The organism is Azospirillum aestuarii, from assembly GCF_016632405.1.
In the GTDB taxonomy this organism is placed as follows: Bacteria; Pseudomonadota; Alphaproteobacteria; order Azospirillales; family Azospirillaceae; genus Azospirillum; species Azospirillum aestuarii.
On the sequence record NZ_JAEPIV010000003.1, the window covers coordinates 33,674 to 53,854 of the forward strand.

The window sequence follows — 20,181 nt, forward strand, 5'->3', positions numbered from 1 at the left end:
ATCAGCCGACCGCCTCCCCGACCGCTTCCGGGGGGGCGGCGTGACGGGCGATGAAGGCCACGAAGTCGTCATAGGGCATGGGGCGGCCCAGCAGATAGCCCTGGATCTGGTCGCAACCCAGCCGGGCGAGCCCGCCGAACTGCTCCTCGGTCTCCACCCCCTCGGCCAGGGTCTGCATGCGCAGCGAGCGCGCCATGCCGATGATCGCCTCGGCAATGGCCCCGCCGTCGGACCCGTCGGTCAGGCTGGTCACGAAGGAGCGGTCGATCTTCAGCTTGTCGACGCGGAAGCGCTTGAGATAGCTGAGGCTGGAATAGCCGGTGCCGAAATCGTCGATGGCCAGCGCCACCCCCATCTCGCGCAGCCGGGCGAAGGTGCCGGTGACCATGTCGGATTCGTCCATCAGGACGCTTTCCGTCACCTCCAGCTCCAGGCAGCGGGCCGGGACCTTGTAGGCGTCCAGCCAGAAGGCCACGCGGTCGGCCAGACCGGGACGGCGCAGCTGCACCGCCGACAGGTTGATGGCGATGAGAAGCGGATGGCCGCGGGCGAGCAGGTCGGCGGCGCGGCGGCAGGCCTCGCCCAGCACCCAGTCGCCGATCGGCTGGATCAGGCCGGTGTCCTCGGCCACCGGGATGAACTGGCCGGGCGGGATCATCGTGCCGTCGCGGCGGCGCCAGCGCAGCAGCCCTTCCGCGCCCACAAGACGGCGGCCGTCCACGGCGAACTGCGGCTGGAAATGCAGCTCCAGCTCGTTGTCGGCCAGGGCGTGGCGCAGGTTGCTTTCCAGCCACATCCGCTCCGACGCCCGCTTGTTCAGCTGCGGCGTGAAGAACTGATGGTTGGCGCGCCCCGCCTCCTTGGCGGCGTACATCGCCATGTCCGCGCATTTCAGAAGCGCGTCGATGGTCGTCGCGTCGTCGGGATAGAGCGCGATGCCGATGGACGGCGAGATCTGCAGCTCGTGCCCGTCCACCGGGAAGGATTCGGTCATCGCCCTCAGCACCTTGCGGGCCACCGAGCAGGCCGCGTCGGGTCCGTCCAGGTCGTTGACGAGGATGACGAACTCGTCGCCGCCCTGGCGGCTGACGGTGTCGCTGGCCCGCACCGTCTCCAGGAGCCGGGCCCCCACCGCGCGCAACAGCCGGTCGCCGACACCATGCCCCAGGCTGTCGTTGATGGTCTTGAAGCGGTCGAGATCGACGAACAAAAGCCCCACCTTGGTGCCGTGCCGGTCGGCGGCGAGCATCGCGCGCTCCAGCCGGTCGCACAGCAGGAAGCGGTTGGGCAGGTCGGTCAGGAAGTCATACTGCGCCAAGTGCCGGATGCGCTCCTCCTGGGCGCGCTTCTCGGTGATGTCGGAGAAGGCGGCGATGTAGTTGACGGCCTCCCCCGCCTCGTTGCGCACCATCTGGATGCTGAGCCACTCCGGATAGACCTCGCCGGACTTGCGCTTGTTCCAGATCTCGCCGGACCAGTGGCCCTCCTCCTTCAGCTTCACCCACATTTCGGCGTAGAAGGCGCCGTCCTGCCGGCCCGAGGCGAGCATGGCCGGATCGCCGCCGATCACCTCCTCGCGGCTGTAGCCGGTGATGCGGCAGAAGGCGTCGTTGACCGCGACGATGCGGTTCTTCTCGTTGGTGACGACCATGCCTTCCGCGGCGTTGTCGAACACCTTGGCGGACAGCCGCAGCTCCCACTCCGCGCGCTTGCGCTCCGAGATGTCGCGGGCGATGGCGCAGTAGTAGGCGTCGCCTTCGTAGGTGACGCGGCTGGCCGTCACCTCCAGCTCCAGCGCGCGCCCGTCGCGGGTTTGGTAGAGCGTCTCGTAATGGGCCGACGCCTCGGCCGCCTCGTCGCGGAAACGTTCCAGCAAGTCGGCGTGGGTGCCGGCGAGCCCGGCCAGCGGGGCGCCCAGAGCGTCGCAGCCGAAGGGGTTGACGTAGGCGATGCGCAGCTCCGCATCCGCCAGCACGACGATCTCGGACACATGGTCCACGAAGAAGTTGGCGAGATAGAGCTGCCGCGCCCGCTCGCGCAGCATGCTGTCGCTCTCCCGCATGTTCGACTGGTAGCCGCGGACGATGCGGCGGACCCAGCCGGTGACCAGCCAGGACACCCCGGCCGACGCGCCCAGCGCCAGCGCCAGCACCGCCACCGTGGTCAGGATGCGCTTCTTCATGCCGGCGCTGATCTCGGCCCGCCGCTGGGCCATCACGGAGTCGATGTCGTCGGCGTAGAAGCCGGCGACCAGCACCCATCCCCAGACGTCCGGCGCCGAGGCGTAGGACAGCTTCGGCGCCGGGCGCCCGGTGACCGGATGCACCCAGTCGAAGCGCAGCTCCCCGCCGCCCGTCAGCCCGGCCTCCAGCAGGCGGGTGACCAGGTCCCTCTCGGTCTCCCACGGCAGGTCGCGGGCGTTCCTGCCCTCCGCCGCCGGCGAGGTCGGCGAGAGCAGCACCTCGCCATCCTCGCGCAGAACGGCGATGAAGCCCGAATCCCCGAAGCGCCGGGCGCGCAGCCGCTCCAGGGTCTCGCGCTGGAGCTTCTCCTCCACCGCCCCGACATAGTCGCCGGCCCCGATCAGCCAGTCGAACGGCTCGAACCGGCGGACATAGGCGAACTTGTCGGACATGCTGTGCGGGTTGCCCGGCGCGTACCAGCGGTAGCGGGTGAAGCCCTGCATCTCCGGATCGTCCACGGCGCGGATCAGGTTGCGCATGATCGGGCGCCCCTGGTCGTCGCGATTGTCGAGCAGCGAGCTGCCCTCCCGCTGCGGGTCGGTGGGCAGCAGCACGCAGGTGCCCTGCATGTCGTCGATGAAGTAGTAGCCGCGCCCGGCGAAGAAGCGCAGGGGCCGCAGGGTTTCCTTGATCGACTGCCGGATCGACACCTCCGGCAGATACTCCTTCTCGCGCTCGTAGATGGTCCAGGCGATGCCGTAGGCCTCGTCCACCTTGGCGCGCAGCTCGGCGCGCAGCAGCGGTTCGGTGCGCGACCGCATGTAGGCGAGGTAGGAGCGCGCGTTCTCCAGTTCCTCCTGCAGGGTCTGGCGCTGCACTTCCAGGTAGCGGGCTTCGGTCTGCCTCAGGTCGGCTTCGAAATCCAGCCGGTGCTGCCAGATGAAGTAGGCGCCCAAGCCCACCACCACCGCCGCGACCAGAAACAGGGAGGTCAGGAACTGCAGACGGTAAAGGCGCCTTTCGTCCGAAGTCCGGGACGGCTCGCGCATCAACTCGGCGATCGGATCGGACAACGAAAGCCCTCCTGGAACCACGCCCGGCGTTGCCCGTCCACGGCGCATATGACACATCATTAGTGCGCACGACCGGGGCTCGGCAAGTTCAAGGTGAAGAAGCCGGCGCGACCAATTGCCAGTCTTTGCGATTTTTCCGGGAACAAGAGCCTGTCCTTGGAAACCTTATGACGCGCGCGCCGTGTCCGATGGGGCTGCGAAGGGGCTTTGCAGCGCCGTCCGGCGCGGCTATGGTCCCGCGCGCGAGCAAGACGGGGCGGTTTCCGCCGCTGCAAAGTCCCGATGCGCCCCGCCCGCCCCCAAGCGTTCAGGTCCGCCACCCCCGGAGAGTCCGATGATCCCCCGCTACACCCGCCCCGAAATGGCCCGCATCTGGGAGCCGGAGAACCGGTTCCGCATCTGGTTCGAGATCGAGGCGCACGCCTGCGACGCGCAGGCGGAGCTGGGCGTCATCCCGAAGGAGGCCGCCGCCGCCGTGTGGGAGCGTGGCAAGTGGGAGATCGACCGCATCGACGAGATCGAGCGGGAGACCCGCCACGACGTCATCGCCTTCCTGACCAACCTCGCCGAACATGTCGGGCCGGAGGCGCGCTTCGTCCACCAGGGCATGACCTCGTCCGACGTGCTGGACACCTGCCTCGCCGTGCAGATGACCCAGGCCGCCGACCTGCTGCTCGACGACATGGACAAGCTGCTGGCCGTGCTGAAGCGCCGCGCCTACGAGCACAAGGACACCGTCACCATCGGGCGCAGCCACGGCATCCACGCCGAGCCGACGACCTTCGGCCTGAAGCTGGCCGGCCATTACGCCGCCTTCGCCCGCGGGCGGGAGCGTCTGGTCCAGGCGCGCGCCGACATCGCCACCTGCGCCATCTCCGGCGCCGTCGGCACCTTCGCCAACATCGACCCGCGGGTCGAGCAGCACGTCGCCGCCAAGATGGGGCTGACGCCGGAGCCGGTGTCCACCCAGGTCATCCCGCGCGACCGTCACGCCTTCTACTTCTCGGTGCTGGGCGTCATCGCCTCGTCGATCGAGAATCTGGCCGTGGAGATCCGCCACCTCCAGCGCACCGAGGTGCGCGAGGCGGAAGAGTATTTCCATCCGGGCCAGAAGGGCTCCTCGGCGATGCCGCACAAGCGCAACCCGGTGCTGTCGGAGAACCTGACCGGTCTGGCGCGCATCGTCCGCGCCGCCGTCGTCCCGGCGCTGGAGAACGTCGCCCTGTGGCACGAGCGCGACATCTCCCACAGCTCGGTCGAGCGCATGTTCGGCCCCGACGCCACGGTGACGCTGGACTTCGCGCTGGCCCGCCTGACCGGCATGATGGACAAGCTGGTGGTCTATCCGGAGCGCATGCAGAAGAACCTGGACGATCTGGGCGGACTGGTCTTCTCGCAGCGCGTCCTGCTGGCCCTGACCCAGGCCGGGATGAGCCGCGAGGACAGCTACAAGGCGGTGCAGCGCAACGCCATGCAGGTGTGGGAGAAGGGCGGCAACTTCCTCGACCTGCTGTCGTCGGACGCCGACGTCGCGAAGCACATCTCCCGCGAGACGCTGGCCCCGATGTTCGACATGACCTACCACACGAAGAACGTCGACATGGTGTTCAAGCGCGTGTTCGGCGAGTGATCGGTCGGGGGCTTCGGTCTTCGGGGCCCCCACCCTTCCCACGGCTTCGCCGCGGGCCCCTTCCCTCCCCCGCTGACACAGGGGAGGGTCAGGGTGGGGGCACGCCCCTTACTCCGCGTGCACCTGCTGGCGGGCGACGTCCAGCAGTTGGGCCAGCTCCTTCTCCACGCGGTGGTCGGAGATGTCCACGCCCCTCGCGTGCAGGTCGGCGGCCAGACGGTCGCGGATGTCGTGCGGACCGGTGGCCGAGATGTCGGCGTCGATGATCTGGCGGACGTAGGCGTCGGCCTCGCCCCCGGTCAGGCCCAGCAGGCTCGCCGCCCAGAGTCCCGCCAGCCGGTCGCGGCGCGCGCGAATCCTGAAGAGCAGGTCCTGGTCGTGCTGGAACTTGTTCTCGAAGGCCCTCTCGCGCTCGTCGAAGGTCGTCATGGGACCCTGCTCCTTGGATTGGTTTTGCGCTCCCAGATACAAGACTATATAGCCGGTGGATCGGGCGTCGTCATCGCCCCCACCCACCGGCCAATCGACGAATCCGGCGTGCGGCGACATACCCAAGAGGGAAGCGGAAGGCAAGATTCCCCATGTGCAGCGTGATCCTCCTGCGACGACCGGACGCAACATGGCCCCTGATCCTGGGCGCCAACCGCGACGAAATGGCCGGACGGCCCTGGACGGCGCCGGCGCGCCACTGGCCCGACCGCCCCAACGTGGTCGCCGGGCTGGACGAGCTGGCCGGCGGCTCCTGGCTGGGCCTGAACGACGAGGGCGTCGTCGCCGCCGTGCTGAACCGCATGGGCACGCTGGGGCCGGAGGCCGGCAAGCGGTCGCGCGGCGAGCTGGTGCTCGACGCGCTGGATTTCGCCGACGCGGCGGAGGCGGCGCTGGCCATGGCGCAGCTCGACACGCGGGCCTACCGCCCCTTCAACCTGCTGATCGCCGACAACCGCGACGCCCGGCTGCTCGTCCATCGCGGCCCCTCCTCCCGCAACCGCCCGGAGGTGATCGAGATCCCCGAAGGCGTGCACATGATCACCGCCAGCGACCTGGACGACGTGGCGGCGGACCCGCGGCAGGCCCAGTATCTTCCCCTCTTCCAGCACACAGCACCGCCCGACCCGGAACGGGGCGAGGCCGGGGATCTGTGGGGCGGCTGGCCGGAATTGCTGGCGAGCCGCATCTGGGACGGAGCGCGGGGCGAACGCGGGGCGATGAACTTCCTGCTGCCCACCGGCTTCGGCACGGTGTCGAGCGCGCTGATCGCCCTGCCCGCCGTGGAGCGCCCGGACCTGGACCCGGTCTGGCACTTCGCCGCCGGCCGTCCTCACGAGGCGCCATGGCAGCCCGTCTCCTTGGGGTGAGGCGGTGGCGGACCCCGCGCATTGTGTTCCCTGGGCCAGCTTGCTATATCACTTGTGCATATCCCCTGGACCGGTCACCCGTCGGCCCGGGCTACACGTTTTTGGACGATCTCTCATGACACGACGTCGGCGCATCTACGAAGGCAAGGCGAAGGTCCTGTTCGAAGGTCCGGAGCCGGGCACGCTGGTGCAGTACTTCAAGGACGACGCGACCGCCTTCAACAACCAGAAGAAGGGCATCATCACCGGCAAGGGGGTGCTGAACAACCGCATCTCCGAGTATCTGATGAGCCGTTTGTCGGAAATCGGCGTGCCGACGCACTTCGTGCGCCGCCTGAACATGCGCGAGCAGCTGGTTCGCGAGGTCGAGATCATCCCCATCGAGCTGGTCGTGCGCAACACCGCCGCCGGCTCGCTGTCCAAGCGCTTCGGCATCCCCGAGGGGACCCCGCTGCCGCGCTCGATCATTGAGTATTATTACAAGTCCGACGAGCTGAACAATCCCATGGTCACCGAGGAGCACATCACGGCCTTCGGCTGGGCGGCTCCGCAGGACCTCGACGACATGGTGGCGCTGTCGCTCCGCGTGAACGACTATCTGTCGGGCCTCTTCCTCGGCATCGGCCTGCGGCTGGTGGACTTCAAGCTGGAGTTCGGCCGGCTGTGGGAGAACGAGGAGATGCGCATCGTCCTCGCCGACGAGATCAGCCCCGACAACTGCCGCCTGTGGGACATCAAGACCAACGAGAAGCTGGACAAGGACCGCTTCCGCCAGGACCTCGGTCAGGTCGAGGAGGCCTACCAGGAGGTCGCCCGGCGCCTCGGCATCCTGCCCGAAGGCGGCCCGGTGGACGTCAAGGGTCCCAAGACGGTTCAGTAACCCCCTTTTATCCCCTACCCATCAGCACCATCAAGCGAGCGGACATCCGATGAAGGCGAAGGTTCACGTCACCCTCAAGCGCGGCGTTCTCGACCCCCAGGGCAAGGCCATCGCGCACGCGCTGCACACGCTGGGCTTCGACGGCGTCGAGGACGTCCGCGCCGGCAAGGTCATCGAGCTTCAGCTCAAGAGCACCGACGAGGCCGCCGCCCGCAAGGAGGTCGAGGCCATGTGCACCAAACTGCTGGCCAACACCGTGATCGAAGACTACGCGATCGAGCTGGTGGCCTGAGAGTTGGTGGCCTGAGGCCGCCTCCGCTCAATCCTGCCTGTCGGAAAATGGGGGATGCGCAACCGCTGCGCATCCCCCATTTTCGTTCGGCCATGTCCATCAACCACCTCTCCGCGCTCGATCCTATCTTCGCCGAGTCCCTGCGCGTCGGCGGCCCGACGGTGCGCGACTTCCGCCGCCCGGACGGCTTCTCCGGCCTGCTCTGCCTGATTATCGAGCAGCAGCTCTCCACCACGGTCGCCGCGGCGCTGTGGGCCAAGCTCCAGGCCATGGTCGGGGTGGTGACGCCCGACGCCATCCTGGCCCTGCCCGACGAGGACCTGCGGGCCTGCGGCCTGTCGCGCCAGAAGATCGGCTACGCCCGCGGGCTGGCCCGGACCGTCGCGGACGGCCAACTCGATTTCGACGCCATCCACAAAATGGACGACGAGGAGGCCATCGCGGCGCTGATTGCGCTGAAGGGCATCGGGCGCTGGACCGCCGAAATCTACCTGATGATGGCGCTCGGTCGGCCGGACATCTGGCCGGTCGGCGATCTGGCCATCCAGCTCGGCGTGCAGCGGCTGAAGGGCTGGGCGGAGAAGCCGACCCAGACGCAGCTCCTCGCCGTCGCCGAGCCCTGGCGCCCGCACCGCAGCCTCGCCGCCCAGCTCGTCTGGCACCATTACGTGGCCCTGCAGGAGCAGGCCAGAGCCTCGAAGCCGCCCAAAGGGAAGAAGACACCGTGACCGAGACCACCATCACCGCCGTCCTCGTCGGCAAGGTCGCCGCCTTCGGCCCGCCGGGGCGGACCAGCGCCATCGCCAAGTTCCCGGTGGACGGCCCGCGCGCCGTCGGCCCCGAGGGCTTTCTGGACGACGAGCAGGCCGACCGCCGCGTCCATGGCGGGCCGGACAAGGCCATCCACCATTACCCGCTGGACCACCACCCGGCGTGGCGGGACGAGCTGGGCGGGGAGGTGCCGCTGCTCGGCCAGCCCGGCGCCTTCGGCGAGAACCTCGCCACGCTGGGGCTGACCGAGGCCGACGTCTGCGTCGGCGACCGCTTCCGCGCCGGCACCGCCCTGCTGGAGGTTGCCCAGGCCCGCCAGCCCTGCTGGAAGCTCAACCACCGCTTCGCCGTGCCCGACATGGCCAGGCGCGTCCAGACCACCGGGCGCACCGGCTGGTACTACCGAGTGCCGGAACCCGGCCGTATCGGCCCCGGCGACCGGCTGACCCTGGTCGAGCGCCCCTACCCGCAATGGACGCTCGCCCGGCTGCTGCACGTCCTCTACGTGGACACGCTGAACCGCGAGGCGCTGGCGGAGATGGCCGCCTTGCCGGTGTTGGCCCAGACCTGGCGCACGCTGGCCGAACGCCGGCTGGCTCAGGGCGTCGAGGACTGGAACAAGCGCCTGAACGGCGGCGACTGACGACTATCGGCGGCCGGTCGCCCACAGCACCCCCGCCGCGCCCACCGCCACCAGCGCCAGGACGGCGGACAGCAGAAGCGCCGCCGTCTCCCCCGCCCGCTCGATGATGACCGCGTAGCCCATCGGCGCCAGGGCGGCGGCGTAGAAGCTCGGCACCAGCAGCCGCCCGACCGTCCGGCCGTAGCTCTGCGGGTCAAACAGCACCAGCGGCAGCGTGCCGCGCACGATCGTCGCCAGCCCGGCCCCCGCTCCGAACAGCAGGGAGAAGGCGACGCCGGCGGCCAGCGCCTCGCCGCTCCACAAGCCGATCAGGAAGCCGGGCAGCAGCAGGCCGCAGGCGAGCAACGCCAGGGCGGTGGGGTGCAGGCGGGACCCCGACAGCACCTCGCACAGCCGGGCCGAGGACTGGCCGACGCCGCGCACCGTGGAAATCCACACCGCCGCCGCGGGCGCCGCCCCCAGCCCGACCAGGATGCCGATCATGTGCGCCGACATCGCCGAGGTCAGCACGCCGACCGCCGTGGTCATCACCATGTAGAACAGCGGCGCCACCCAGCTCCGCCGCCGCGGGTCGACGGGCCCGGCGGGCTCCGTTCCAGCGGGAATCGCCGGGCGCACATAGCGGTCGGACGGGATGGCGGCGTGCAGCGGGATGGTCAGAAGCGCGATGACGGCGTAGGCGACCAGGGCGCCGCGCCAGCCCCAGGCGTCGGCCATCGCCTGCCCCACCGGCCACAGCACCGTCGAGGCCAGCCCGCCCAGCAGCGTGATCTGCGAGATCGGCACCCGCGCCAGCGGGCCGCCCAGCCGGGCCAGGGCGGCGAAGGCCGCCTCGTACAGGCTCGCCCGCATCGCCAGCCCCAGGACCAGCCAGGAGGCGTAGTAGCTCACCAGCCCGGTGGAGGAGGCCAGCCCCAGGCAGCCCGCCGCCGTCAACAGCGAGCCGATGACCATCACCGGCCGCCCGCCCCAGCGGTCGATGGCCCGCCCGACGCTGCCCGACACCACCCCCATGACCAGCAGCGCCGCCGTGAAGCCGCCGAAGGCCACCGGCAGGCTCAGGCCCAGGTCGGCGGCCATGGGATTCCCGAAGATGGCGATCAGATAATAGGAAATCCCCCAGCACAGCAGCTGCGAGACGCCAAGGAACCAGACCAGCCGGCGGGTGATGTGCGACATGACGGACCAGGGGACGACGGAAAACGGCAGGCACCCTAGCCAGCCGGTCGGACACCGACAAACGACTTGTCTTCCGCCGACCGGTGAGAAAAACTCAACGGATGTCCTCCCGCTTCCCGCCGCTGAACGCCCTGCGGGCCTTCGTCGCCGCCGCCCGCCATTCCAGCTTCCGCCTCGCCGCGGAGGAGCTGAACGTCACCCCCGGCGCGGTCAGCCGCCAGATCCGCAGCCTGGAACTCTTCCTCGGCATCGCGCTGTTCGACCGCAGCCAGCGGCAGGTCCGGCTGACCGAGGCCGGGGGGCGCTACTTCACCCGCATCGCCGACCTGTTCACCGAGATCCAGCAGGCGACCGACACGCTGCTCGACGGCGACGGGCGGCGGACGCTGCGGGTGGACTGCATCCCGACCTTCGCCATGCACTGGCTGCTGCCGCGCCTGCCCCTCTTCCAGCAGCGCTTTCCGGAGCTGGCGGTGTCGCTGTCCACCGCCCCCGGCCCGATCGACATCGGCCGTCCCTTCGATTACGCCATCCGCCGCGACCCCGCCCATTTCGCCGGGCTGAAGCCGCTGCCCCTGATGCGCGAGCATTGCGTGCCGGTGTGCAGCCCGTCCCTGCCGGGGCTGGAAACGCTGCGCAGCCCCGCCGACCTGACCCGCCGGACGGTCATCACCATCCGCGCCCGCGCCGACCTGCTGCCGGCCTGGAGCACGGCGCACGGGCTGGAGCTGGACGCCTTCCGCAGCCGCATGGAGGTCGACCACACCTACTTCGCCATCCAGGCGGCGGAAGACGGGCTGGGCGTCGCCATCGTGCCGCGGCTGTTCGTGGAACGCCCGCTGGAGACCGGCCGGCTGACCGCGCCGCTGGGGGCCGAGGGGGTGGTGTCCGGTCACTATTACCTGCTGGAAAGCCGCCAGCGCGGCCACACCGAGGCGCCCGCCTTCCCCGATTGGCTGCGCGAACAGGCCGCCGGCGCGTCAACGCAGGGCCGATAAGGGAGAATGGCGGGGTCCTTGCCCTTGCTTTGGCGGGGCGGGGCCTTTAGTGTCCGGCCTCGAACCGTTCCCCCCACGACGCCGGATTTTCCAAGCCCCATGAAGGCCGCCGTCATCGTTTTCCCCGGCTCCAACCGCGAACGCGACGCCGTCGCCGCGCTGGAGGCCGCCAGCGGAACCAAGCCGCATCTGGTCTGGCACCGCGACACCGAACTGCCCAAGGTCGATCTGATCCTCGTGCCGGGCGGCTTCTCCTATGGCGACTATCTGCGCTCCGGCGCCATGGCGGCGCACTCGCCGATCATGCGCGAGGTCAAGGCGCGGGCCGATCAGGGCGTGCGGGTGCTCGGCATCTGCAACGGCTTCCAGATCATCACCGAGGCGGGGCTGCTGCCCGGCGCGCTGATGCGCAACGCCAAGCTGAAGTTCATCTGCCGCACCGTGCATCTGCGGGTGGAGAACACGGACAGCCCCTTCACGACCAAGTACCGCAAGGGCCAGATCGTCCGCTACCCCGTGGCGCACGGCGACGGCAACTACTGGACCGACGCCGAGACGGTGAAGCGGCTGGACGGCGAGGGCCAGGTGGCCTTCCGCTACGTCAGCGACGAGGGCCGCGACGATCCGCTGTGGAACCCGAACGGTTCGCTGGACGGTATCGCCGGCATCTTCAACGCCAAGCGCACCGTGCTCGGCCTGATGCCGCACCCCGAGGACGCGGTGTCCGCCTTCCATGGCAACACCGACGGCAAGCCCATGTTCGATGGTCTGGTGGAGGCCCTGTCGTGACCACCGCGCAGCAGCCCGAAGTCTCCCTGGAGATGGCCCGCGAGTTCGGCCTGTCCGAAGGGGAATACAACAACGCCCTGGAGATCCTGGGGCGCCAGCCGACCTACACGGAGCTGGGCATCATCTCGGTGATGTGGTCGGAGCATTGCTCCTACAAGTCGTCGAAGAAGTGGCTGATGACGCTGCCGACCACCGGCCCGCAGGTCATCTGCGGCCCCGGCGAGAACGCCGGCGTGGTCGATGCCGGCGACGGCGACGCCATCATCTTCAAGATGGAGAGCCACAACCACCCGTCCTACATCGAGCCCTTCCAGGGCGCGGCGACGGGCGTGGGCGGCATCCTGCGCGACGTGTTCACCATGGGCGCCCGGCCCATCGCGAACATGAACGCGCTGCGCTTCGGCGCTCCCGAGCATCCCAAGACCCGCCATCTGGTGTCGGGCGTGGTGGCCGGCATCGCCCATTACGGCAACTGCGTCGGCGTGCCGACGATCGGCGGCGAAACCAACTTCCACCCGGCCTACAATGGCAACATCCTGGTCAACGCGATGACCGTGGGCGTGGCCAAGGCCGACCGGATCTTCTATTCGGCCGCCGCGGGCATCGGCAACCCGGTGGTCTATGTCGGCTCCAAGACGGGCCGCGACGGCATCCACGGCGCCACCATGGCCTCGGCCGAGTTCAGCGAGGATTCGGAGGAGAAGCGCCCGACCGTGCAGGTCGGCGACCCCTTCACCGAGAAGCTGCTGATCGAGGCCTGCCTGGAGCTGATGGAGACGGACGCCATCGTCGCCATCCAGGACATGGGCGCCGCCGGCCTCACCTCCTCCTCGGTCGAGATGGCCGGCAAGGGCGGCCTCGGCATCGAGCTGGTGCTCGACGACGTGCCGATGCGCGAGGAGGGGATGACCCCCTACGAGATCATGCTCTCCGAAAGCCAGGAGCGCATGCTGATCATCCTGAAGCCCGGCCGCGAGGAGGTCGCCAAGGCGATCTTCGACAAGTGGGAGCTGGACTTTGCCGTGATCGGCACGCTGACCGACAACGGCAAGCTGGTCATCAAGATGCACGGCCAGACCTGGTGCGACATGCCGATCGCGCCGGTCTCCAACGCCTCGCCGCTCTATGACCGCCCGTGGGAGCCGACCCCGCCCGCCGCGGAGCTGGAGGACGCCGTGCGCGCCCTGCCGGCCGACAGGACGCTGGGCGACATCCTGGAAAAAATCATGTCCTGCCCCGATCAGGCGTCCAAGCGCTGGATCTGGGAGCAGTATGACAGCCTCGTGAACGGCGACACCCGCTTCATGTCCGGTCAGGCCGACGCGGGCGTGGTGCGGCTGCCCGGCCAGAGCAAGGGCATCGCCGTCACCACCGACTGCACCCCGCGCTACTGCCTCGCCGACCCGGTGCGCGGCGGCGCCCAGGCGGTGGCCGAGGCCTACCGCAACCTGTCCGCCGTCGGCGCCCTGCCGCTGGCCGTCACCGACAACATGAACTTCGGCAACCCCGAGAAGCCGCGGATCATGGGCCAGTTCGTCGGCGCCATCCAGGGCATGGCCGACGCCTGCCGCGCGCTGGACTTCCCGGTCGTGTCGGGCAACGTGTCGCTCTACAACGAGACCAACGGCGAGGCGATCCTGCCGACCCCGGCCATCGGCGCCGTCGGCCTGCTGCCGGACGCCATGATCGCCGTCGGCATCGCCTTCCGGAACGAGGGCGACACCATCCTGCTCGTCGGCGAAGGCACCGGCCATCTCGGCCAATCGCTCTACCTGCGGGAGATCCTGGGCCGCGAAGAGGGCCCGCCGCCGCCGGTCGATCTGGCGGTGGAGCGCCGCAACGGCGAGTTCGTCCGCGGCCTGATCGCCGAGGGTCTGGTGGTGTCGAGCCACGACATCCAGGACGGCGGCCTGCTGGTCACCGTGGCCGAGATGGCCATGGCCGGCGGCATCGGCGCCAACCTGTCGGGCCTCGACGGCGCCGACGCCGGCACCCTGTTCGGCGAGGACCAGGGCCGCTACGTCCTGGCCGTCCGCGCCGACAAGGCCGCCGCGGTGCAGGAGAAGGCGAAGGCGGCCGGCGTGCCGGTGAGCGTGCTCGGCAAGACCAACGGCACGGCCCTGACCGGCCGGGGCGGCGAGGCGATCACCATCGCCCGCCTGAAGAAGGCCAACGAGGCCTGGCTGCCCGGCTACATGGCCGCCGCCGAGTGATCGGACGCGGTTGAGGGTTCGAAGAACGGAAGGCCGGGCCATCGCCCGGCCTTTTCGTTTTGGGGCGGAGCCTTGCCCCCACCCTTCCCACGGTTTCGCCGCGGGCCCCTTCCCTCCCCCGCTTCGCAGGAGAGGGAGTTTATCCGCTGCAAACATCATCCCCTCCCCCGCCCAGCGGGGGAGGGTTAGGGTGGGGGCAAGAGCTCCAACACCACCAAACCCTTCGCACCGCGGAATGTCGTCGCTTCTCCGGTGACAAACCCGGCCGCTCCGCCTAATTATACGGGCAGTGCCCGCATGGGCAGGGATTGACGGAACAGGATGACGGCCATGGCGATGGAAGCCGCGGTGATCGAGAAGCTCATCAGGGAAGGCATCCCGGACGCGACGGTGGAGATCGCCGACCTGCGCGGCGACGGCGACCATTACGCCGCGCTGGTCACCTCCGCCGCCTTCAAGGGCAAGTCGCGCGTGCAGCAGCACCAGATGGTCTATGCCGCCCTCCAGGGCAGGATGGGCGGGGAGTTGCACGCCCTGGCCCTGACCACCGCCGTGCCGGAAGGCGCGTAGGACGGCATCCCGCACAACACGATGACATCGTAAGAAGGCCGAGAGACATGGTTGACCAGAACGTCAAGGATCGCATCGAGCAGGACATCAAGGGCAACGATGTCGTGCTGTACATGAAGGGTACGCCCGTCTTCCCGCAGTGCGGCTTCTCCGCCGCCGTCGTCCAGGTGCTCAGCACCGTCGGCGTGAAGTTCAAGGGCGTGAACATCCTGGAGGACCCAGGCCTGCGCCAGGGGCTGAAGGACTACTCGAACTGGCCGACCTTCCCGCAGCTCTACGTCAAAGGCGAGCTGGTCGGCGGCTGCGACATCGTGCGCGAGATGTACGAGTCGGGCGAGCTGCAGTCGCTGCTGGCCGACAAGGGCGTCGCGACGGGTGCCAACGCCTGATCGGTGCTCCTTGCCGAAGGTGTGTGACAAAGGGCTCCGCCACCGCGGGGCCCTTTTCCTTTGGCGGAACCGGTGCCGGGCGGCCCTTGTTTTTCCATCGATGAATCCGTGGAGGTGTCGGCACGGAAAAGGAGGCCCGGTCATGGACAGGCGCGTGTTTCCAGCGGCGGCGCTGCTGGCTCTGATGTCTCTTCCCGCTCAGGCGCAGGGCCAGGACGGAACGGTCACGAAGCAGGAACGGCTGACCGCCTGCCGGGACGAGGTGTCCCGCTTCTCCGACCTGTTTCTGGGCGACAAGGTGGTGGCCGGCGGGCGTAACCACACCGCCCTGACCGGTGAGCAGAAGGACCGGCTGCGCGGCCTGCTGGGCGAGGCGCGGTCCGCCGCCGGCAAGGGTGACCCGGACGGCTGCGTGACCCGGCTGCGCGAGGCCCGCGCGCTGGTCCGCAACGAGGGCGTCGGCACCAACGTCCCGATCGGCCGGGGCTCGTCGGGGTCGTCGGGGTCAATGCCACGCAACAGCGCCCCCACCGGCAGCGGAAGCGGAAGCGGCACCGCAGGCGGCGGAGGGGGCTGAGCGGGAAAACCCCTGCGGGAACTGCGGCATTCCCGGCGCGCAGTGCGGGCATGAGGGGGCGTTCCTATCGCCCATTTCTTGGGCATGGTAAAGGGGAGTCATGGCCCAGACTCCCTCCCCCTCCTTGCCGCAGGCCGACGGGCGCAACCCCGCCACCCTGGGCTTCGCCGCCGCCCTGACCGCCTTCCTGATCTGGGGTGGGCTGGCGCCGGTCTTCTTCAAGCAGCTTGGCAACGTCGGGGCGGTGGAGGTCGTCGCCCACCGGGTGCTGTGGACCGTGGTGCTGGTCGGGCTGTGGCTGGTGCCGACGCGCGGCCTGTCCGGCATCCTGCGCGGGGTGGGGAGCTGGCGGCGGCTGGGCATCTTCCTGGTGACGACCGCGCTGATCGGCAGCAACTGGACCATCTTCATCTGGGCCGTGAACAACGGCCATATGGTCCAATCGAGTCTCGGCTATTACATCAACCCGATCATCAACGTCCTGCTGGGCATCGCCTTCCTTCAGGAGCGGCTGTCGAAGCGGCAGGGCGTGGCGGTCCTGATCGCGGCGGCGGGCGTGCTGAGCCTCGTCCTGTCCTACGGGGAGGTTCCCTGGGTGGCGCTGTCGCTGGCCTTGACCTTCGGCGTTTACGCTCTGGTCCGCAAGAAGGCGGCCATCGACCCGCTGATCGGGCTGTTGGTGGAAACGGTGCTGCTGGTGCCGCCGGCCATCGCCTATCTGCTGTGGCTGAACGCCCAGGGCCTGGGGAGTTTCGGCGCGCACGGGCTGGGCACCGACCTGCTGATCATCCTGACCGGCCCGGTGACCGCCATCCCGCTGGTGCTGTTCATGGTCGGCGCCGCCCGGCTGAAGCTGTCGACCATCGGCATCCTGCAATACATCAGCCCGACCGGGCAGCTCCTGCTGGGTGTCGCGGTCTATGGCGAGGCCTTCACCTCCTCGCACCTGCTGGCCTTCGGCTGCATCTGGGTGGCCCTGGCGCTCTATTCGGCGGACGCGCTGTTCACCCACCGGGCCGCCCGCGCCGAGGCCCGCGCGGAGCAGGCCCGTGCCGCCGCCTGCCGCGCCGATTGATGGCGGATTGAGGTGGCTCAGGCCCGCGGCGCGAGGCCGTGGGCCATGGTGTGGGCGAGCGTCCGCACCACCTCGTTGACACGGTCCGGGCAACGCCCGAACACCACCTGATCGAGGAAGCCCAGCCCGAAGCTGAGCGTGGCGATGCCCGCCGCGACATGGGCGAGGTCGGCGTCGGGCGCGATCGCCCCGCGCGCGCGGAAGATTTCCAACCGGCTGAGCAGGCAGGGGATGCGGCTTTCCGACAGGGTGCGCGCCATCTCGTTCGCGATGTCCGGATCGACCAGCGCGCGCGCCAGCATCACCCGCGTGAAGTCACGGCACTTCCAGGCGTGGCGGAGCTGGTGCAGCAGGAAGGCGGCCAGATCCTCCTCCAGATCGTCTCCGGGCGGCGGCATGGCGCAGCCGCTCCCCTCCTCGCGCCCGTAGCGCTCCACGACGGCCAGCAGCAATCCGGCCTTGCCCGAGAAATAGCGCTGGATCAGCTGCTCGTTCACGCCAGCACGGCCCGCGATATCGCGCGTGGTCGCGGCGTCGAAGCCGCGCTCGGCGAACACCATCTTGGCCGCGTCCAGAAGGACGCCCTTGGTCGCCTCGCGGTCGCGCTTGCGCGCGGGCGCGTCGGCACCGGCGGCGCAACAGCCGTCGTCAATAGCCGGGGCGGTCGCCGGGGTGTCGGTCTTGTCCACGATACAGGCCCTCTCACTGGCCGCCGATCTGTGTGGCGGCTGAAATGATAATAGGTATGCGCGTGCATACTTGACAAGCCCGTATGGCGCTGGCAAGTATGTACCCACATACATACCGGGCACCGCCCAACCCGCGGAACCCCGGACCCCACTTTGGGACGCCCCAACGTGGGACCCGATTTTTGAATCGAGAGGGCAACCGCATCATGACCACCGCCGATCTGTTCACGCCGCTGCGTCTTGGCTCCATGGAGCTGCCGAACCGCGTCATCATGGCGCCGATGACCCGCAGCCGCGCGGGCGAGGGCAACGTTCCCACCCCGCTGATGGCCGACTATTACGGCCAGCGCGCCTCCGCCGGCCTCATCATCACCGAGGCGACTCAGGTCTCGGCCACCGCCCAGGGCTATCCCAGCACGCCGGGCCTCCACACCGACGCGCAGACGCTCGCCTGGCGCCGCATCGCGGAGGAGGTCCACGCCAAGGGCGGGCTGATCGCCGCGCAGCTCTGGCACGTCGGCCGCATCTCCCACACGGAATTCCAGCCGAACGGCGCCCTGCCGGTCGCCCCTTCGGCGATCGCCGCCGCCGGGGAGTCCTACACCAGCAAGGGTCTGCTGCCCTTCCCCACCCCGCGCGCCCTGGAAACCGGCGAGATCCCCGGTCTAGTCAAGGCCTTCGCCGACGCCGCCAAGCGGGCGGTGTTCGACGCCGGGTTGGACGGGGTGGAGATCCACGGCGCCAACGGCTACCTGATCGACCAGTTCCTGCGCGACCGCACCAACAAGCGCACCGACCGCTACGGCGGCGGCGTGGAAAACCGGGCGCGCTTCCTGCTGGAGATCGTGGACGCGGTGACCACCGCCGTCGGCCCCGGCCGGGTCGGCGTCCGGCTGTCGCCGACCGGCACCTTCAACGACATGGCCGACAGCGACCCGCGGGCGCTCTACACCCACGTCACCGAGGTGCTGAACCCCTTCGGCCTCGCCTTCCTGCACGTCATCGAAGGCCAGCCGGGCCATCACATGGCCCCGCCGGAAGGTGCCCCGCACCTCGCGGCGGAGCTGCGCCGGATCTTCAAGGGCCCCTTCATCATCAACGGCGGCTACAGCAAGGAGCAGGCCGAGGCGGCCATCGCCGCCGGCGCGGCGGACGCGGTGAGCTTCGGCGAGCCCTTCATCGCCAACCCGGACCTGCCGGAGCGCTTCCGCCGGAACGCGGCGCTGAACACGCCGGACAAGACCAGCTACTACGGCGGCGACGCCCACGGCTACACCGACTATCCGGCGCTGGAAACGGCCGACGCCTGATCCCTCTCCCCCGCGGGGATTGCCCCCGATCCCCGCACCTCAAGGCCGGGACCCGCAAGGGTTCCGGCTTTTTTCAATCCCTTTCAGGGTCGAACTCCACCAGATCCCATTTTCGATGCCAAATCTGAATCGCTACGCGTATTGAGCTGATTTATTTACATCATGTTCGATTAATGGTATTTATTAAATGGCATTATGCCAACAATCCGAGAGTCCGTCAGCCTTAACACCCTTAAACTCAGATCCTGGCCTTCTGAAAAAGCAAACACAGACACCAAAAGGCGGAAAAATGAAATTTTTAGTTTTACTATTTTCTATTTTTCTATTCTCCGCAAACGCAAATGCCGACCAATTCGCGGTTGCCGTTAAATATTTGTGCGATAGCGAGAGTGACATTCTTTCTATAAAATACGTAGGAGCATGGAACTCCGATGGTGACAAGTTAATTGAAGGATTGGGGCCTGATGATTGGGACCCGTGGAATTTATTTGTTGAAAATGAATATAACGATCTTCGTTATGCAATTACCGCCAAAAGAACCTGCTCCCTCAGCAGCGGCGCCTATCACGTTACCGTCGGACCCACTCCTGAAATCTGGAATGCACAGGGAGAATGCGGGGCAACCTTAACCGCTTGGGCAGAAATAAAGAAGGATGCCAATATTCTATTCAAACGCAGCTTTGAGGGATGGTGTCACGGATCAGACCCAGTTATCCGTGAAGTCAGAGTGCGTGGTAGCAATGGGGTTGCGGAAGTTGAAAGTGTTTCACAAGATGAATTCTACAAAGATTAGGAGCATACTCTAAAATCTTTGCATGCTCTCTTAAGCATTTCCCCAAACGAAAAAGGCCGCGCCCGGAGGCGCGGCCTTTCTTGTGTCGGCTGGGCCGAACGGTCAGCGCGAGTAGAACTCGACGACCAGGTTCGGTTCCATCTGGACCGGGTACGGAATGTCGGCCAGCAGCGGGATGCGAACAAAGCGGCCCTTCAGGGCGCCGGTGTCGACTTCCAGGTAGTCCGGGGTGTCGCGCTCACCCGAGGCGGCGGCCTCGAGGATGAGGGCCATCTGCTTGGACTTGGCGCGCACCTCGATGGTGTCGCCTTCCTTGATCTGGGCCGACGGGATGTTCAGGCGGCGGCCGTTGACCAGGATATGGCCGTGGTTGACGATCTGGCGCGCGGCGAACGGGGTCGGCGCGAACTTCATGCGGTAGACCACCGCGTCCAGGCGGCGCTCCAGCAGGCCCACCAGATTCTCGCCGGTATCGCCCTTGCGGCGCACGGCCTCGGCGTAGATGCGGCGGAACTGCTTCTCGCCGATGTTGCCGTAGTAGCCCTTCAGCTTCTGCTTCGCCATGAGCTGCAGGCCGTAGTCGGACGGCTTCTTGCGGCGCTGGCCGTGCTGGCCGGGGCCATACTCACGCTTGTTGATCGGCGACTTGCCGCGGCCCCAGAGGTTTACGCCGAGGCGGCGGTCGATCTTGTACTTGGACTGTTGACGCTTGGCCATTTTGGTCCTCGATGGAACACGAGTTGGTTTTGTCCCGGTAGTTCCGCGGAAC

The 20,181-nt window shown here is 68.2% G+C and carries 20 protein-coding genes; 15 read left to right on the forward strand and 5 right to left on the reverse strand.

Annotation, left to right across the window (positions count from 1 at the left end; translation table 11 throughout):
* Position 1: 1 nt before the first annotated feature.
* Positions 2–3,256 carry a bifunctional diguanylate cyclase/phosphodiesterase gene (locus JJL56_RS09485; RefSeq protein WP_200485011.1) on the reverse strand — a complete coding sequence of 1,085 codons (3,255 nt, stop codon included), beginning with the start codon at positions 3,254–3,256 and terminating at the stop codon, positions 2–4.
* 334 nt (positions 3,257–3,590) lie between these two features.
* Here JJL56_RS09485 and purB point away from each other — a divergent pair, with 334 nt between their 5' ends.
* Entirely contained in the window at positions 3,591–4,886 is a 1,296-nt protein-coding gene (gene purB, locus JJL56_RS09490) for an adenylosuccinate lyase (protein WP_035671612.1), read from the forward strand.
* Positions 4,887–4,994: 108 nt separating this feature from the next.
* Here purB and JJL56_RS09495 read toward each other — a convergent pair whose 3' ends face one another.
* Positions 4,995–5,315 (reverse strand): DUF1476 domain-containing protein, encoded by a 321-nt coding sequence (locus JJL56_RS09495; protein WP_145624983.1) that lies wholly within the window; start codon positions 5,313–5,315, stop codon positions 4,995–4,997.
* Positions 5,316–5,467: 152 nt separating this feature from the next.
* Here JJL56_RS09495 and JJL56_RS09500 point away from each other — a divergent pair, with 152 nt between their 5' ends.
* The 5 genes from JJL56_RS09500 to JJL56_RS09520 all read left to right on the forward strand — a co-directional run bounded on the left by JJL56_RS09500 (position 5,468) and on the right by JJL56_RS09520 (position 8,830).
* Positions 5,468–6,244, forward strand: a complete 777-nt coding sequence (locus JJL56_RS09500; RefSeq protein WP_200485012.1) for an NRDE family protein — start codon at positions 5,468–5,470, stop codon at positions 6,242–6,244.
* 115 nt (positions 6,245–6,359) lie between these two features.
* Positions 6,360–7,124 carry a phosphoribosylaminoimidazolesuccinocarboxamide synthase gene (purC, locus tag JJL56_RS09505; protein ID WP_014239519.1) on the forward strand — a complete coding sequence of 255 codons (765 nt, stop codon included), beginning with the start codon at positions 6,360–6,362 and terminating at the stop codon, positions 7,122–7,124.
* A gap of 49 nt (positions 7,125–7,173) precedes the next feature.
* A complete protein-coding gene (gene purS, locus JJL56_RS09510) occupies positions 7,174–7,416 on the forward strand; it encodes a phosphoribosylformylglycinamidine synthase subunit PurS (protein WP_038529315.1) in 243 nt (80 codons plus the stop codon).
* Between the two features lie 92 nt (positions 7,417–7,508).
* Complete coding sequence (locus JJL56_RS09515) at positions 7,509–8,144, forward strand: DNA-3-methyladenine glycosylase family protein (RefSeq protein WP_200485013.1); 636 nt, start codon at positions 7,509–7,511, stop codon at positions 8,142–8,144.
* Positions 8,141–8,830 carry an MOSC domain-containing protein gene (locus JJL56_RS09520; RefSeq protein ID WP_200485014.1) on the forward strand — a complete coding sequence of 230 codons (690 nt, stop codon included), beginning with the start codon at positions 8,141–8,143 and terminating at the stop codon, positions 8,828–8,830. The genes JJL56_RS09515 and JJL56_RS09520 overlap by 4 nt, the downstream gene beginning before the upstream one ends.
* A 3-nt stretch (positions 8,831–8,833) precedes the next feature.
* On the opposite strand, the gene JJL56_RS09525 is transcribed toward JJL56_RS09520, so the two are convergent.
* Positions 8,834–10,009 carry an MFS transporter gene (locus JJL56_RS09525; protein WP_200485015.1) on the reverse strand — a complete coding sequence of 392 codons (1,176 nt, stop codon included), beginning with the start codon at positions 10,007–10,009 and terminating at the stop codon, positions 8,834–8,836.
* A 101-nt stretch (positions 10,010–10,110) separates the two neighbouring features.
* Between JJL56_RS09525 and JJL56_RS09530 the strand changes: the two genes are divergently transcribed.
* The 7 genes from JJL56_RS09530 to rarD all read left to right on the forward strand — a co-directional run bounded on the left by JJL56_RS09530 (position 10,111) and on the right by rarD (position 16,620).
* Positions 10,111–11,007: a LysR substrate-binding domain-containing protein gene (locus JJL56_RS09530; protein WP_200485016.1), complete on the forward strand. Its 897-nt coding sequence runs from the start codon at positions 10,111–10,113 to the stop codon at positions 11,005–11,007.
* 99 nt (positions 11,008–11,106) lie between these two features.
* Positions 11,107–11,796: a phosphoribosylformylglycinamidine synthase subunit PurQ gene (purQ, locus tag JJL56_RS09535; RefSeq protein ID WP_200485017.1), complete on the forward strand. Its 690-nt coding sequence runs from the start codon at positions 11,107–11,109 to the stop codon at positions 11,794–11,796.
* Between the two features lie 32 nt (positions 11,797–11,828).
* Positions 11,829–14,009 carry a phosphoribosylformylglycinamidine synthase subunit PurL gene (purL, locus tag JJL56_RS09540; protein WP_200485151.1) on the forward strand — a complete coding sequence of 727 codons (2,181 nt, stop codon included), beginning with the start codon at positions 11,829–11,831 and terminating at the stop codon, positions 14,007–14,009.
* A gap of 330 nt (positions 14,010–14,339) precedes the next feature.
* The gene (locus JJL56_RS09545) at positions 14,340–14,579 is read left to right on the forward strand and encodes a BolA family protein (RefSeq protein WP_038531271.1); all 240 of its coding nucleotides are present in this window, start codon (positions 14,340–14,342) and stop codon (positions 14,577–14,579) included.
* A 47-nt stretch (positions 14,580–14,626) separates the two neighbouring features.
* Entirely contained in the window at positions 14,627–14,968 is a 342-nt protein-coding gene (grxD, locus tag JJL56_RS09550) for a Grx4 family monothiol glutaredoxin (protein WP_145624992.1), read from the forward strand.
* Positions 14,969–15,110: 142 nt separating this feature from the next.
* Positions 15,111–15,545: a hypothetical protein gene (locus tag JJL56_RS09555; RefSeq protein ID WP_200485018.1), complete on the forward strand. Its 435-nt coding sequence runs from the start codon at positions 15,111–15,113 to the stop codon at positions 15,543–15,545.
* 100 nt (positions 15,546–15,645) lie between these two features.
* The gene (gene rarD / locus JJL56_RS09560) at positions 15,646–16,620 is read left to right on the forward strand and encodes an EamA family transporter RarD (RefSeq protein WP_145624994.1); all 975 of its coding nucleotides are present in this window, start codon (positions 15,646–15,648) and stop codon (positions 16,618–16,620) included.
* A 17-nt stretch (positions 16,621–16,637) separates the two neighbouring features.
* Here rarD and JJL56_RS09565 read toward each other — a convergent pair whose 3' ends face one another.
* A complete protein-coding gene (locus tag JJL56_RS09565) occupies positions 16,638–17,309 on the reverse strand; it encodes a TetR/AcrR family transcriptional regulator (protein ID WP_145624995.1) in 672 nt (223 codons plus the stop codon).
* Between the two features lie 206 nt (positions 17,310–17,515).
* Here JJL56_RS09565 and JJL56_RS09570 point away from each other — a divergent pair, with 206 nt between their 5' ends.
* Both JJL56_RS09570 and JJL56_RS09575 read left to right on the forward strand, forming a co-directional pair.
* The gene (locus JJL56_RS09570) at positions 17,516–18,619 is read left to right on the forward strand and encodes an alkene reductase (RefSeq protein ID WP_200485019.1); all 1,104 of its coding nucleotides are present in this window, start codon (positions 17,516–17,518) and stop codon (positions 18,617–18,619) included.
* A 289-nt stretch (positions 18,620–18,908) separates the two neighbouring features.
* Complete coding sequence (locus JJL56_RS09575) at positions 18,909–19,412, forward strand: hypothetical protein (RefSeq protein ID WP_200485020.1); 504 nt, start codon at positions 18,909–18,911, stop codon at positions 19,410–19,412.
* A 102-nt stretch (positions 19,413–19,514) separates the two neighbouring features.
* Here JJL56_RS09575 and rpsD read toward each other — a convergent pair whose 3' ends face one another.
* Complete coding sequence (gene rpsD / locus JJL56_RS09580; protein ID WP_145625005.1) at positions 19,515–20,129, reverse strand: 30S ribosomal protein S4; 615 nt, start codon at positions 20,127–20,129, stop codon at positions 19,515–19,517.
* Between the last annotated feature and the right edge of the window lie 52 nt (positions 20,130–20,181).